The organism is Paenibacillus nicotianae (assembly GCF_042681745.1).
GTDB lineage: Bacteria > Bacillota > Bacilli > Paenibacillales > Paenibacillaceae > Saccharibacillus > Saccharibacillus nicotianae.
Genome location: NZ_JBHUGF010000001.1, coordinates 204,625 through 218,532, shown reverse-complemented (window position 1 = coordinate 218,532; position 13,908 = coordinate 204,625). Strand labels below are relative to the sequence as shown.

13 protein-coding genes are annotated in these 13,908 nt (G+C 41.6%); 4 read left to right on the top strand and 9 right to left on the bottom strand.

Annotated features, from left to right (window positions below):
- Positions 1–79: 79 nt before the first annotated feature.
- The gene (locus ACFSGI_RS00980; RefSeq protein ID WP_204826520.1) at positions 80–376 is read right to left on the bottom strand and encodes a hypothetical protein; all 297 of its coding nucleotides are present in this window, start codon (positions 374–376) and stop codon (positions 80–82) included.
- A gap of 203 nt (positions 377–579) precedes the next feature.
- Positions 580–948 (bottom strand): hypothetical protein, encoded by a 369-nt coding sequence (locus ACFSGI_RS00975; RefSeq protein WP_204826519.1) that lies wholly within the window; start codon positions 946–948, stop codon positions 580–582.
- 469 nt (positions 949–1,417) lie between these two features.
- On the opposite strand from ACFSGI_RS00975, the gene mscL reads away from it, so the two are divergent.
- A complete protein-coding gene (mscL, locus tag ACFSGI_RS00970; RefSeq protein WP_204826518.1) occupies positions 1,418–1,894 on the top strand; it encodes a large conductance mechanosensitive channel protein MscL in 477 nt (158 codons plus the stop codon).
- Positions 1,895–2,005: 111 nt separating this feature from the next.
- On the opposite strand, the gene ACFSGI_RS00965 is transcribed toward mscL, so the two are convergent.
- Positions 2,006–2,311, bottom strand: a complete 306-nt coding sequence (locus ACFSGI_RS00965) for a hypothetical protein (RefSeq protein ID WP_204826517.1) — start codon at positions 2,309–2,311, stop codon at positions 2,006–2,008.
- A 170-nt stretch (positions 2,312–2,481) separates the two neighbouring features.
- Between ACFSGI_RS00965 and ACFSGI_RS00960 the strand changes: the two genes are divergently transcribed.
- Positions 2,482–3,111 (top strand): NUDIX hydrolase, encoded by a 630-nt coding sequence (locus ACFSGI_RS00960; protein ID WP_204826516.1) that lies wholly within the window; start codon positions 2,482–2,484, stop codon positions 3,109–3,111.
- Here the strand turns inward: ACFSGI_RS00960 and ACFSGI_RS00955 are convergent.
- Positions 3,108–3,902, bottom strand: coding sequence for a TrmB family transcriptional regulator (locus ACFSGI_RS00955; RefSeq protein WP_204826515.1), 795 nt, complete (start codon positions 3,900–3,902; stop codon positions 3,108–3,110). The two genes, ACFSGI_RS00960 and ACFSGI_RS00955, sit on opposite strands and share 4 nt — an antisense overlap.
- 95 nt (positions 3,903–3,997) lie before the next feature.
- Positions 3,998–4,846, bottom strand: coding sequence for a zinc ribbon domain-containing protein (locus ACFSGI_RS00950; RefSeq protein WP_204826514.1), 849 nt, complete (start codon positions 4,844–4,846; stop codon positions 3,998–4,000).
- A 228-nt stretch (positions 4,847–5,074) separates the two neighbouring features.
- Here ACFSGI_RS00950 and ACFSGI_RS00945 point away from each other — a divergent pair, with 228 nt between their 5' ends.
- Both ACFSGI_RS00945 and ACFSGI_RS00940 read left to right on the top strand, forming a co-directional pair.
- Positions 5,075–7,156, top strand: a complete 2,082-nt coding sequence (locus ACFSGI_RS00945; protein ID WP_204826513.1) for an ATP-dependent helicase — start codon at positions 5,075–5,077, stop codon at positions 7,154–7,156.
- A gap of 74 nt (positions 7,157–7,230) precedes the next feature.
- Entirely contained in the window at positions 7,231–7,974 is a 744-nt protein-coding gene (locus ACFSGI_RS00940; RefSeq protein WP_204826512.1) for a GTP pyrophosphokinase, read from the top strand.
- 105 nt (positions 7,975–8,079) lie between these two features.
- On the opposite strand, the gene ACFSGI_RS00935 is transcribed toward ACFSGI_RS00940, so the two are convergent.
- From ACFSGI_RS00935 to ACFSGI_RS00920, 4 genes are read right to left on the bottom strand one after another with little or no spacing between them, the layout of a single operon-like run.
- Entirely contained in the window at positions 8,080–8,793 is a 714-nt protein-coding gene (locus ACFSGI_RS00935) for a hypothetical protein (RefSeq protein ID WP_204826511.1), read from the bottom strand.
- A gap of 12 nt (positions 8,794–8,805) precedes the next feature.
- The gene (locus ACFSGI_RS00930) at positions 8,806–9,702 is read right to left on the bottom strand and encodes a M15 family metallopeptidase (RefSeq protein WP_204826510.1); all 897 of its coding nucleotides are present in this window, start codon (positions 9,700–9,702) and stop codon (positions 8,806–8,808) included.
- 12 nt (positions 9,703–9,714) lie between these two features.
- Positions 9,715–10,593: a hypothetical protein gene (locus ACFSGI_RS00925; RefSeq protein WP_204826509.1), complete on the bottom strand. Its 879-nt coding sequence runs from the start codon at positions 10,591–10,593 to the stop codon at positions 9,715–9,717.
- A complete protein-coding gene (locus ACFSGI_RS00920; RefSeq protein ID WP_204826508.1) occupies positions 10,590–13,736 on the bottom strand; it encodes a DEAD/DEAH box helicase in 3,147 nt (1,048 codons plus the stop codon). The genes ACFSGI_RS00925 and ACFSGI_RS00920 overlap by 4 nt, the downstream gene beginning before the upstream one ends.
- Positions 13,737–13,908 lie beyond the last annotated feature (172 nt).

Sequence of the window (13,908 nt, the reverse complement as noted above, 5' to 3'; positions counted from 1 at the left end):
GTGACTGGGTTGGAATCGTTAGAGTATCACAACTCTGTCCATAAATCTAATTGTGTGTTCTGCGATAGTAGGAAACATCTTAGGTGCCGAGGTTGGCAAATGTCGTAACTTCTTCATCAGCCACATGATCCGGGTACACCTGATAGGGATTTAACGGAGTTTGAAAAAAGGTTTGTGTATGAAGTGGTTGTTTAGCTGCCCATTGAGTAGAAATCGCTGTCCATTCGCTATGACTTGTCTCCAACACTTCTTCGTTAACGGATGCCCTTGATTCTATATGATTCTTTTCTTGAAGCGGACCGTCAATCAATCGAATTAGCATAAATACTTCTTGAGGCGTACCCTCCATATCAATACCTTTAAAACTGATTTTCATTACGTGCCCACCTCTCCTAAAATTGTTTGTATAATGTCATTGGTTAATAGTTAAGCTTCTAAATTATTACATTTGTGTAATATGATTTCCATTCGAAAAGTTATTCGTTTTGAATAACTCCTGCGCTCATTATAATGCGTTCTGAAAATTTTGTAAACCTCTTTCAATTGCAAATTTTCTTACATTTTACTTTTTTAGGCAATTTAGATATCCTGTTTTGTAATAAATCCTTCCAGAGTACCACCATTATTCATATGTTTCACAAGATCGTCTGCACTTGATTTCAGACCCGATTTTTTGAAAAGCAAGTCCACTAACACAGCAACATTCACCCCATGATGGGTATTTGTTTGTAATGGACGATACATTTTATCTTCGTAAATGCCATACTGATGGGATATTTCTTCAGGTAATGGAGAAGTCGCCATCTCTAACCATTCATTTACATCAAAATCTTTATTTCCTTCTTTTTCCTGCTTGAGCGATGGATCCACGGAAAGTTTATGAAAGAAAGTTTTAACACCATTCCGTTTTTGCATCCATTGTTCATTAAGCACGTTCTGGTTTCTCACAGTTAATTCCCTCCTGTTAATCCTGTCTCTTTTTATTCGTTTCGAATAATTATAAAATAGGTTACCTGAAAATCATGTCGAAATCTAGTATAAAAATAAAACTTTATTTATTTAAATTTCGACTTTCTATCTCTTTTGGACTGAGCAAAAAGAAACAATAAATGTCGGATGACTATACCTAAGTCTCACTTTATTTTTTTTAGCTAACTAAATTGAGTCTTATTATCTAGTCCTTTATTGAATAATGGATAATTTAATTAACAATTCAAATTTTAGGGTTATTATCCATCATCTACTTTTAATCAATTGATTTAGTAATTCAGGACGTTAATTTTATCATCGCGACATTCTTCTATTTATTCATGTTTATGGCTTATGTTAAAATTGTATTGTTTAAAAGGCATAATGGAGCATTACCCCAAAGTAATATGATTTATTCAAATATGATAAAAGAGAGGAGTTAAGAACTATGGGCTTAGTGAAAGAATTTAAAGAGTTTGCGGTACGCGGAAATGTGATTGATTTAGCAGTAGGGGTTATTATTGGAGCCGCTTTTGGTAAAATTGTAACGTCTCTCGTTAATGATATCATCATGCCTCCTATCGGGAAATTGCTCGGAGGTACTAATTTTTCTAATTTGTTCTGGGACTTGGATCGAACATTTGGTGATTCTACCGTAGTCTACTCTTCCCTTGCCGATGCACAGAAGGCAGGCGCGAGTGTCATTGCATACGGACAATTCATCAATACGGTAATCGATTTTTTAATCGTTGCGCTGTGTGTGTTCCTTCTGATCAAAGGTATCAATATGATGAAGCGTAAAGAACACGAAAAACCTGCACCTGAGAAAACAACACGCGAATGTCCTTACTGCATGACAGAAATTTCGATCAAAGCTAGCCGCTGTCCTCAATGTACATCAGAGCTACATAAGGCACATGCGTAACTATGCACAAAAAACCTCTTTCCGCATCAATGGAAAGAGGTTTTTTTAAAGAATCAAAAGATATTGCAACCTTGTAATCATTTTTCTGCTCCCTCTGTATCACTATTTGTTTTAAATAGGACGATTCGAGGTAGGCAGCAAGTTGGACAGTATTCCTTTTAAATCCCGATCTTCTGTAAACTTTTTGTTGCCTGTATCTAATTCTTTGATACGAATATATTGAAAAGAAGCAGGCGACTGTGTAGGTACAAAGCGTAAAGCATCTCCTCGATCTACCGTTACTTCATATTTCATATCTTTAAACATATCTTGTAGCTGTTCGGTGGTTGGTGTTTTGTCATCGTCTACAAATACAAGACCTCGTAACGACTTCACTTCATGGTCATGAACAACATCAAATTTTACAATACATTCCATTGTTTCTCATCCTCTCCGAATATTAGTATTTCTTCTCTCTAAGAACTCTACTATTATAATAGTAGAAAGTCGTTTTTTTTACGTTACTAAAACAACTTATAATTCAATAATAGAACAAATATGACTTGTTTGAATATGAAATATTTAACTTTGAAAGGAAGTGTCACAAAATGGTAACAACTGAATGGCTCGATATTTATGATGAACAAGATCAACATCTAGGCGTATGTGAACGTTCTGAAGTTCACCGACTGGGTCACTGGCATCATACATTTCATTGCTGGTTAATCCGAGATACCTTAGAAGGTCGACAATTGGTGTTTCAACAACGTCATCCTGATAAAGATACATTTCCAGATATGTACGATATTACGGCTGCTGGTCATTTATCTGCGGGAGAGACTTTTATCGAAGCTGCTCGTGAAATCCAAGAAGAATTAGGGGTTCCACTTCGTTATGAGCAATTAACTCATTTACTTGATGTACGTGATGAGACCTTCGGAAGTACTCAGTACGGGGAATTTATTGATCGCGAAGTTAGCAGTGTATTCGGTGCGTTCAGCCCGTACGAACTTCAACAGTATCAATTACAAGTGGATGAAGTATCCGGTATTTTTGAAGCTCCTTTACAAGCTATGATTGAATTATATCAAGGTACACGTGATAAAGTGATGGCTTCTGGGGTCTATACAACAGATTCTACGCCAACGATTCACAAGCTTACCGTTCAGCGTGAACAATTTGTCCCTCATGAAGGTCATTATTGTATCGATGTTTTCCAGAAGCTACTCACTCTTTAATCTGTTTCTTTCTGTACAAAGCTAGGCATATACTTACTTAAAATCTGCTCATATCCTTCTCCATAGCGCCGAACCAATTCAGCACCCAGGTCATTTTCAAGTTCAAATAGAATAATTTCCTGGGCAAAATGCTGAAGTAATAACTCCACCATCAGTGGATGTTCGGTAACAATCGCTTGTGCAGGTAATTGATCGCCTCTCATTCCTACAATACACCAGCGTCGATCGACCACTAACCAGAACTTGCGTCCGCCTTGTTGACTTGCTGTTAACGGCAACATCCCTGAGAATTTGCCATCTTCTTCGCCTTCAAAAGACCATAACACCCGTACACCACGTTGCTCTGCTCGCTCTAATCCTTGCCTTGACCATTTAGCTTCTTCCCGCCATATTCCTGCTACAATCTCTTCGCTCGCTTTATCCAACTCACGATTCAATGTCTCAATGACTTTGCGTTCTCCTTCTACAATAAAAAAAGACGGTTGTTCATGAGTTTCACTAGGCATATGTTGTTCTAAATACGATAAAGATTCACCCACCTGACCTGAGATCATGTGGGTAAATTCTTTGATAGGCATCATCGTGTAACGAGCAGGCTCACCTGGAGTCAATTGAAGCACACCTCGGGATACCAGACGTTGTAGTGTAGCATATACATTCGATCTAGACACACCAAGCCGCTTCGCTACTTCGTAACCGGATTGTGTACCTTGCTGTGTCAGACTTACCATCACTTTGGCTTCCAATTCTGTAAACCCGAGATGGCGTAAATGATTAAGCAATTGTTCCATCAGGTTCGTCATCCTTCCCGATTGGTCTGCAAACGATAGCTGTTGATGTATTGAAGATAAGTATATCAATCTTTCTGAGCAAAAGAATCAGTATATTACAACTGCTCTGCTCCGCAATTAGGGCACCATTTGGAACCTTTTTGCAATGCACTTCCACATACCTGACAACTGAACATATCTGTTCCGAGTTCAGGTTCTACAGCTTCTTCTTCCATAGGTGTAGGAGTAACTGGGGTTGCTGTTGCCGCCGCAGGAATCACAGGTGGATGTGCTGGCTTTTCAGTCAACTCTTCTTTTTCTAATTTCACTTTAGCTTCCGGTTGTCCTGGAAAATCTTCTTCATCTCCATTGTCATCTACACCCAGATTTTCTTTCCATGAACGTACCAGACGATCCAATTCTTCCTGACGTTCATGCTCTTCACGTAGACGTTCTGCCCGACGTGATTCTTCTTCATCGACAGGAATATCTTGCAACTCTTCGTCTTCTTTATCAAGCTCTTGTTCATATTGAGTCGGATAAACGATCGGTGAATTGCGCTCATCATCAGGATCATCGCCGAATCCTTGTTCACGTTTAACGGTAACAGGCAATTTTTCCATTTTGCGTCCACAATTCGGACAGAAATTAGCTTCCAAAGATACAACGGTTCCACATTCGCAGACACGTTCATTTTTGAGAACAGCAATTTTAGTGTGTACTTCATCAATTTCTTCCATTAACAGATCACATGCTTTGCATAAATCAGTCATCTCTTCTTCAGCAATGGACATGTCTCCGGCACGGTACCCTTCGTAAAATACTTGACCCATCCGCAAATAATGAACCTCGATTTCGCGTTCAATATCTGTCACATGACCGTTTAACCGGTTAATCTCTACTGCATTCTGTGCACGCTCGGTCGCTTTACCTGCGCCACTTTTGAGCCGTTGCAACAAATTCATGACTGTTCTCCTCCTCTAATTCACACCATTTATGTATAGATTATAGATAAATGGTCGTTACCGTTTCATTGAATTTTTCATATGAATATACTCAGGGTACTACTTCAACTGCTATCTATCCATTATAATAGAAGGATATGTATAGCAGTACCCGGATACGGGTTGCTTCTATCATACCAAATTTCTGCTGTACTTGAAAAAGATAAGCCGGAAAGGAAGATTTATCTGTTGAAAGACACCCTATGGCAAGATTACCCGCGACCTCAAGGTATTCAACCGCATACAACTGTTCCGGCTGCCGAAAGCGCACCTCGTGATACCAGTATAACTCTTATTTCGGATAAAGAGGGAGATGCTTCGTTTTTCCGCGCTCTGGAAAGTCAGGGTATTCTACTCAATGCTCCGCAAATTGAAGCAGTAAGGCATGGCACAGGTCCACTTTTGGCATTGGCTGGAGCAGGCTGTGGCAAGACTACTGTATTGACTGCTCGTGCAGGATACTTATTATCTGTACGTAACATAGATCCACGTCAGATTTTGTTAGTCACGTTTACCACCAAAGCCGCTGCTGAAATGAAGTCAAGAATTGCAGCGTTACCAGGCATTTCAGCCGCCAAAGCGCGTGCGGTCGAAGCTCGTACCTTTCATTCTTTCGGTCTATTGATGCTTAGACGATATGGCAATCTGACAGAAGAAATCTTTGGCGATGCACGTGCTCAGCATGCTGTATTACAACGTTTACGCCGAGAAATCGGTTCGACCAGTACTACTCCACCGGAGACATTGTTAGCAACGTTATCTGCAATGAAGCTCGATGGTGGATCAGCAGAAGATCTACCTAAAGATACGCCCGAAGAGCGAGATCGTTGCGCTTTACTTTGTCGTTACGAAGAATGGAAGCAAGAATATCGCCGGATCGATTTTGATGATATTTTATTACGTACCGATAAATTGCTACATGATCCGCATACATTAGCGATATTACAGGAACGTTTTCAATATATTATGGTTGATGAATTTCAAGATAGCAATCGACTACAATATGGGATGGTTCGCAAAATCGCAGATGCTCATCGCAACTTGATGGTCGTAGGTGACGATGATCAGACGATCTATTCATTTAACGGAGCCAAGCAAGAATATATTTTGAACTTTCCGCAAGAATATCCGGGAACCAAAATTATTGCGCTGGATATTAATTACCGGAGCCATCCACAGATTTTGGGTCTCGGTACACATATTGTTACGCATAATACTGCCCGTCATCATAAAATATTAAAAGCAGGCGTAGAGGCAGGACAAGCCCCTCGTTATTTGCGTCCTGCTCATGCTGATGCCGAAGCCGATCAAGTGGTACAACGGTTGTTAGAACAACAAAAGCAAGGCATGTCGCTTGGTGATATTGCTTTACTTCACCGGACGATCAGTGGTACGCGGGCGATTGCAGAGCGATTGTTGATGGAAGATATTCCATTTATTCAATACGGGGAAGCACCTGTATTTTATGATCATGCACTGATTCGTCCGATTATGGATCATTTGCGCCTGGCTATTAAGCCACGCCGAATGGATGCGTTACCTGGTGTTATTGGCCCGCTGTATATTTCTAGAGATGCCGGTATGGATCATATTATGATGAAAGAACAGCAACAATCGAAAAAATATCCGTTAATCCATCTGTATCATTGGGATCGACTCAAATCGTTTCAACGTCAACAGGTGAAAGATCGAATTGTGTTTCTCAAAAAGATCAAAGAAATGAAGCCGCTGTACGCGATTCAAGAAATACGACGTGTGTTTTATGATAAATTCGCCAGTGCAGACTTTAGCGGGCCAGCCACCCGTCACAAAGATAATATTCGCGAGACACTAGATGAACTTGAAAGTGCTGCTGCTAAATTTGCTACTGTAGAAGAAATGGTCAAATTTGCAGATGAATTATCGATGAAACGTGAAAAAATGACAGAATTACTCAAACAAGAATCACCTCAAGGGGTTCATCTGATGACGATTCATCGTGCAAAAGGATTAGAATTTCCTTGTGTGTATCTACTCGGTGCTTCCGAAGGCATTTTACCACATGAAGCAGCGTTACAAGATTTTGCCCCTGAAGATGTACGGGCTGCGCAAAATATGAAAGGCCCTGATAAAGAAGGCATTTTGATGAAAGCGGCACTGGAAGAAGAACGCCGTATTGCTTATGTGGCAGTGACACGAGCCAAGCAAGAACTATATGTATCTTCTCCAGCTATGCATCATGGCAAAACGGTTGCTCCATCACGCTTTTTAATCGAAGCCTTTAAGTCGTAGAGTTGACTATTGCTAATATCACAAATTTTGTTTACCTTTTCAACCCGTGTACAATAGAAGCAGAGGTGACTGGTATGAGTGAAATAGACAAGATTATTTCGTTAAATCTAAACAATCTAGATTTATCCAAACTTAAAGAAATTAGTGAACATGCAGATACACTCAAGCAATTTGAAGAATGGAAAAAGCTACCGATTCTGTATGAATTGGCGTTAGAAGAATTACAGAACAAAATCAAATTGATTCAAGCAGAATGGGAATTAACTGATGGATTTAGCCCGATCGAACATATCAAAACTCGTCTTAAAGATCCTAAAAGTATGATCGAAAAGCTTGTGCGTAAAGGATTGGATACAACGGTTGATAATATTTTTGAACATATTCATGATATTGCAGGTATGCGTATTGTATGTGCTTTTGTACAAGACATTTACCGGATGTTCAATCATTTACAGCAACGGGAAGATATTAAGATTATCGAAATCAAAGATTATATCGCTAATCCCAAGTCCAATGGATACCAGAGTCTACATGTGATTGTAGCGGTTCCGCTGGTATTGATGGAAGGTAAACGCTGGGTCAAAGTGGAGATTCAAATGCGTACACTGGCAATGGATTTCTGGGCGAGTCTGGAACATATTATTTTCTATAAGTATGACAAACAGGTACCTCCACATATTGTTCATGAACTGACCGAAGCCGCCAAAGCCGCAGATGAATTGGATCTCAAAATGCTTAATCTGCGTAAAGAAGTCTTATCACTGGATGAATCGGTTACTCCTCCACCGCCTTATGTGCGCAAAGAGTCAACCAATTAATCTAACGTTCAAAATACTCTTTTCTTTTTTTACAATGTCTTTATAACTCAAAAAGCATGCGATCTCTATCATAGTATGATGAGACACGCATGCTTTTTGTTTGTATTAGGAGGCGACAGCTTCGAAAGTAATCTGACTGACTTTCATTGTTCCTTGATCCCATTGATAGTGTAAAATGGCAGTTCCCACCGCTTCACCATCTGCTAATTGAGCCGCTACTTCTGCGGTTAACGTATGATCTTCATCCAGACGATAATCAATAATATTGCCAAATTGAGGCAATTCATTCTTATCTGTAGCTTTCAAAGACAATTCGACCGCAGGCTGATCGGTAACAGCAGCTCTGATCGAAGATGTTCCTGATTGATGCACCACTGAAAACGAAACATGAGCTTTGGTATATGCGAGTGCATCTTCCACTGCTACTTCTGTCTGTTGCTGACGTTCAATCACATGGGCTTCGGATATGTATACCCCTGTTCCATAGCCTTTGGTCGTGATTACAATCATCTCTGCTTGCCCGTCTCCATTCAAGTCTTGTTCATGAATCATCGGTTCATAACCCGGGTTGCTTACTGTATCCCAGTCATAGTGTTGCACTTGCTCGCCTTGACCTTCATCAATCGCTATATGGTGATAGAGTCCATCTTTTTCTTCACTCGCATAGAGACTGATCTTGCCTTCTTGAACCAATGGCGCAACTGACGCTTCAACAGATGGAGTCGACTTCTGCATTGATGCACCGGGGTTAAAGGCACATCCGGTCGCTTCCAACAGTAAAATAGTAGCAAATACCGTCATTTTCCGCCGATGGTTCATAGCTTCCCTCCTTTATTTCTGAATCTGATCTTCGTCAAAATATTCTTCAAGCGTTAGATTTTTAGCTGTTACATCTTGTGCTAACTCTTTGCCAATATAACGAATATGCCACGGTTCCCATGTATAACCGGTAATCGCATCTGCACCTTTTTTGTAGCGAATCACGAATCCATAGTCTGCTGCATTTTTGGCTAACCATTTGCCTTCTGCCGTTGCTCCGAAAGATTGCTCCAGACCATAACCAATACCCGGCCCTGATACATCGATAGCTAGACCGGTTTGATGCTCACTGGTTCCTGGCTTGGCACTTACACGATCGGTATATGCTTGACCTTTAGTTGCTACGTTATTGTTGTAGATCGTCACTTGACGCTTATACGAACGATAACCAGAGACAGCTCTTAGATCTAGCCCTGCTTTTTTGGAAGCAGCAAATAGTTTTTCTAATGCTCCTGCGGCTTCTTTACGCATATGACTTTTTTCTAACACACCATCATAAGAGAATGCTACTTTGGGCACTACCAAATCCGGTGGAATATAGCCATCGGGTAAGGAACGCTTTTTGTTTACAATCACAGTCATCGACTCAGGATTGGTAATCACCATTTTGCCATTCATCTTTTTGATAGTTGATTGAAGTGAACTGTCTTCACGCTGTTGTAGTAAAGAGTCGCCTGTACTACTTGTCGTGCTTGCTGTTGTCGCATTTGCACTGGTTCCACCTGTCGTCTGTGTAGATGAAGATGGAGTCTCTGCTGTCGTACTCGATGTGTTAGTTGCCGATGTTGGAGCTGTCGTCGCTGATTGATCTGCACTTGCTCCGCAACCTGCTAATAAGACTCCTGACAATAGTACACTTGCTGGAATAATCATATTCCATTGTACTCGTAGTGGCTTTTTGGTATTCATTCTCAAACTCCTTTATTTTGCAAAATGACTCCGCATCATACGTTCTGCCACTTGCTTGCGTACTTCCTGATACCCTATACTTGCACCCTGTACACCTGGTAATAGAGCTTCAATATCGGGTAAGTCTAACTCTTTACTTTCAACAAATGGAATTAATTTTTTGGCGGTAGCACCTTCTAATTGTTTGTTCCATTGTTTATTCGATTTATTTAAATAAGCTTCTACTTCTGCCAGACCTTCTCCGGGTTGGTGCAATGTTCCAGCAGTAGCCGCTTCAGCCAGCAAACTGCCTAGATTGGGTTCATCGGAAAAAGACTGTCCCCCCATTGTCCCATCTTCTACAGCAAATTCACTTTGTGCTTGAGCAGATACTTGTTGTCCCCAGATATGGAAAATATCTTTGGATAATACTTTGGGACTCCATCCTGCCAATTCCCATGCCAGCAAAGGATTCGCCGCTAGTCGTTCACTGGATTGCTGTACCAAAGCTTGCACTTGAGGGCTTTGTTGCTCTGACGAACCCTCCACTTGACGCACAGGCAGATCGATCACAGCAGAAGATTGATCTTTGATATAAGGCGTATAAAGCAATAAATCTTCTCCCGCTCCAGACCAATCATGTACATCTTGAAGCACATGCTTGGGCATCAATTCAATCTCTTTAGCTGTAGTTGAAGAAGAAGGAGACTCCATATTCAACAACAGATACATACTCCATGCCGAAGCGCTTAGCGATTGTAGCATTTTTTGCTTGTCTTCTTCAGACGGAAGATCGATATGCAAGATGACTTGTGATTCTTCTGTAGGCTTGGCTGTAGCAGGATATACATCAGCCTTAATTTGCCCTGTGCTGACTTGCCAGTTGCTTACTGTCCATTCGATTGTACTCATTCGTCAGCTCCCCATTCCGCAGATTGAAGAGATACCAGTTGTTTCAATTCTTCGTCTGACATTTCGGTTAACCATTGTTCGCCTGTACCGATGACTTGCTCTGCCAGTGTTTTTTTACTTTCAATCAATTCATCAATACGCTCTTCTAGTGTACCCTGACAGATCAACTTATGCACCTGTACATTACGGCGCTGTCCGATACGGAATACACGATCTGTCGCTTGATTCTCTACCGCCGGATTCCACCAACGATCATAGTGAATAACATGATTCGCTCGTGTTAGATTTAGCCCTACTCCGCCTGCTTTGAGCGACAGTACGAATAACGGTGGCCCTTGATCATTTTGAAAAGCTTCGATCATTTCATCACGTAATACTTTGCTGACTCCGCCATGTAAAAAGAACGGTTCTTGCCCGTAATGCTTACTCAGACGTGCAGTCAGTAATTCACCCATTTCAACATATTGGGTAAAGACTAGCGCTGATTCTCCGCTATCTCGAATCATATCCAGTAACTCTATCAAGCGTGCCATTTTACCTGAACGTTCTTGCTTGGACGTATCTGGCTTACCGTTGCTGGCTACCAGATGAGGATGATCGCAAATCTGCTTCAATTTGGTTAGTGAAGACAGAACGATTCCTTTACGTGTAATTCCACCACTGCTTCCCATGCGTCCTAACATTTCAGAGACCACACTTTGATAAAGACCTGCTTGTTCCACTGTCATATAACAGTACGATTTCAATTCAATCTTATCCGGTAGATCACGACGAATATCGGGATCACTTTTGAGACGACGCAACATAAATGGAGCGACCAATTTGCGTAATGTCTGCAAGCGACTCTCCATCTCAACTCCAGACGCATTATAGGTCTGACGGAAAGAAGAAGATGTACCCAGATAACCTGGATTCAAGAATTGGAAAATCGACCATAACTCACTCAGACGATTTTCTACAGGTGTACCTGTCATCGCAATTCGGTGCGGTGCATTCAGTTTCATGACACTTTGCGCTTGTTTGGTGCGGTAATTTTTAATATATTGTGCTTCATCCAATACGATAGAAGCCCAGTGAACTTCACGTAAATCTTCACCATCTCGTCCTGCTAGATGATACGTAGTCAGAACGATATCATGTGATCTAGCTTCTTGAAGAAATTCTTCACCACGCGGACGACGACTACCATGATGAATATACAGATTCATTTCAGGAGCAAACCGCTCTAATTCTCGTTGCCAGTTCCCGAGTAAAGAAGTCGGGCATACGATGAGGCGTGGCCCTGCGGCAGGTTGATCCAGCATACACGTAATAACCTGTACCGTTTTACCAAGTCCCATATCATCTGCCAGACAAGCGCCGAATCCTAGATCACGCATAGCAGCCAGCCATTGGAATCCTCGTTCTTGATAAGGACGCAATGTTCCATGTAGACCTTCAGGCACTTCACGCACCGGAATATCACGCCAAGCATTGCCTTCCATCAGACCATTCAGTAATGATCCTGTCTCGATCTCAAAAATATGCAGACCATTCCAAGAATTTTCATCTTCATCCGCATAGATATGCATCAATTCATTAAATGAAATTTCGCCTTCTTCATGACGGCGAATAAAGCGTAATACCTGACGAATTTCGGTCAGATCGACTTCAATCCATCCCCCATCGAAAGGAATCAAAGGCACACCGTTTTTAGCGATTTCCGCTAATTCGGCTGCGGTTAATGTTTTGCCATCTAGCACAGCTTCCGGTTCAAAAGCTACCATCTGATTCATCCCAAGACGCGATGTTTCTTCAGGGCCACGACTGTTATCTTGTGGTGTTTTGAGTTTTAATTTGACTCCGCTACGACGCTTGCCTTCTCTTGTCCAACGTGAAGGAATCTGTACAGCGACACCAGATTTGCGCAACCGGGGAACATCTTCTTTAAGAAATGTATATACATCCGCTGCTTCCATATATCCACCTTCAGGGCTGGATACTTCTAGAAACGAAGCTACAATCGGTGAGCGTTCTGCCGCTTGTCCAAGCTGAATTAAAATATGCTGTTGCACATTCTCATAAGTACGACCACGCACGACTAATTCTGTACTATCGTGTTTCCACAATACGCCGATTGGAAGCAAAATAGCTGTATCTGCTTCATCATCTGCCCAAAAAGACATACGCCATTCTTGAGTATTCGAATACATCGCTTGTTCCGCTGGAGTAGCATCTGCTGAGACCGGTGGTTCTAATCGTACAACCAGACGCAATTCTCCTTTGCGTTCTTCGACATTTTCTACTTCTGGAACAGGCACTGCTGCTCCATTATGTTCACGAATCTGTTCTGCAAGTTCAGCCATATCATCTGCTGTTCCTTGCACTGCTAGATCGCCTGTAGCATCAAACATCGAATTCCACCATAGATGAGCTTGAGGTGAAGTCCCTCTGCGGTATGCCGCCATATAAGCTCTGAATTTGCCATAACCCGCATCACGGAACATACGCCGAATCTCAGCATCCATCACTGCGACAAGAAAAGAGTGAAGAACATCTGCACGTGCTTGTGCAGGACGATCCGGTTCTGAAGCAGGAAATAACGACAATGCTGACAATCCAATCATCGGAATCGCATCTGCTAATTTGGCAAACATTTCACGGTCTTCCCCTTGTAAAAGAGGTTTCCATGTTCCATGTAACGTAGCTTGAGCACTACGACGACCTGTTCCTGCAATCACTGTACTATCCGGCAAAATTTTACCTTCACGCAACAGTTTTTGGGCAAATTGAACCACTTTGTGCCAGTAGCGCATCTCGCCACCCGGTGTAATTCCTTGACGTGCCAATAAGGCTTCATCCCAATTCAGTAGCAAATCGTATGCTTGCTCAGGGGACAACGCTAATCCTTCGACCATTCGGCCTGGCAGACGCTTACTTCTACCTGCACGACGTGTAGGTGCTTCTTTAGCATTCGTATTTCCCGAAGGCCCAAACTTCAATTCAGCCAGACGCAATCCAGACTGCGCAAAAGGTTTACGACCAATCGGCATTTCCAGACGACGCATAACTTTCATCCAAGCATCGACTTTAGGTTCAGACATTTCACCGGAAAAACAAAAAAATACGTCTCCGATCCATATTCCATATAACGGTTGATCCATCTTTGTCTCCCGTCCATCTCAGTTACATTTTCATAATAAGTGCTTATCTATACCAGCACGACTAAGTTTAATGAGAAAAATGATTTGATCACCAAAAGTCTGACAAACAACAATAATCTTTGCCAGAGTAGGTATCTTATCTATTATAAGGGTGGATGCCCGAAAATTCCAG

Excerpts from the sequence above, each read along its gene's own strand:
- ACFSGI_RS00965 (WP_204826517.1), bottom strand. The coding sequence starts at position 2,311 with ATGGAATGTATTGTAAAATTTGATGTTGTTCATGACCATGAAGTGAAG.
- ACFSGI_RS00920 (WP_204826508.1), bottom strand. The coding sequence starts at position 13,736 with ATGGATCAACCGTTATATGGAATATGGATCGGAGACGTATTTTTTTGT.
- ACFSGI_RS00935 (WP_204826511.1), bottom strand. The coding sequence starts at position 8,793 with ATGAACCATCGGCGGAAAATGACGGTATTTGCTACTATTTTACTGTTG.
- ACFSGI_RS00960 (WP_204826516.1), top strand. The coding sequence starts at position 2,482 with ATGGTAACAACTGAATGGCTCGATATTTATGATGAACAAGATCAACAT.
- ACFSGI_RS00980 (WP_204826520.1), bottom strand. The coding sequence starts at position 376 with ATGAAAATCAGTTTTAAAGGTATTGATATGGAGGGTACGCCTCAAGAA.
- ACFSGI_RS00925 (WP_204826509.1), bottom strand. The coding sequence starts at position 10,593 with ATGAGTACAATCGAATGGACAGTAAGCAACTGGCAAGTCAGCACAGGG.
- ACFSGI_RS00955 (WP_204826515.1), bottom strand. The coding sequence starts at position 3,902 with ATGGAACAATTGCTTAATCATTTACGCCATCTCGGGTTTACAGAATTG.
- ACFSGI_RS00930 (WP_204826510.1), bottom strand. The coding sequence starts at position 9,702 with ATGAATACCAAAAAGCCACTACGAGTACAATGGAATATGATTATTCCA.
- ACFSGI_RS00940 (WP_204826512.1), top strand. The coding sequence starts at position 7,231 with ATGAGTGAAATAGACAAGATTATTTCGTTAAATCTAAACAATCTAGAT.
- ACFSGI_RS00950 (WP_204826514.1), bottom strand. The coding sequence starts at position 4,846 with ATGAATTTGTTGCAACGGCTCAAAAGTGGCGCAGGTAAAGCGACCGAG.
- mscL (WP_204826518.1), top strand. The coding sequence starts at position 1,418 with ATGGGCTTAGTGAAAGAATTTAAAGAGTTTGCGGTACGCGGAAATGTG.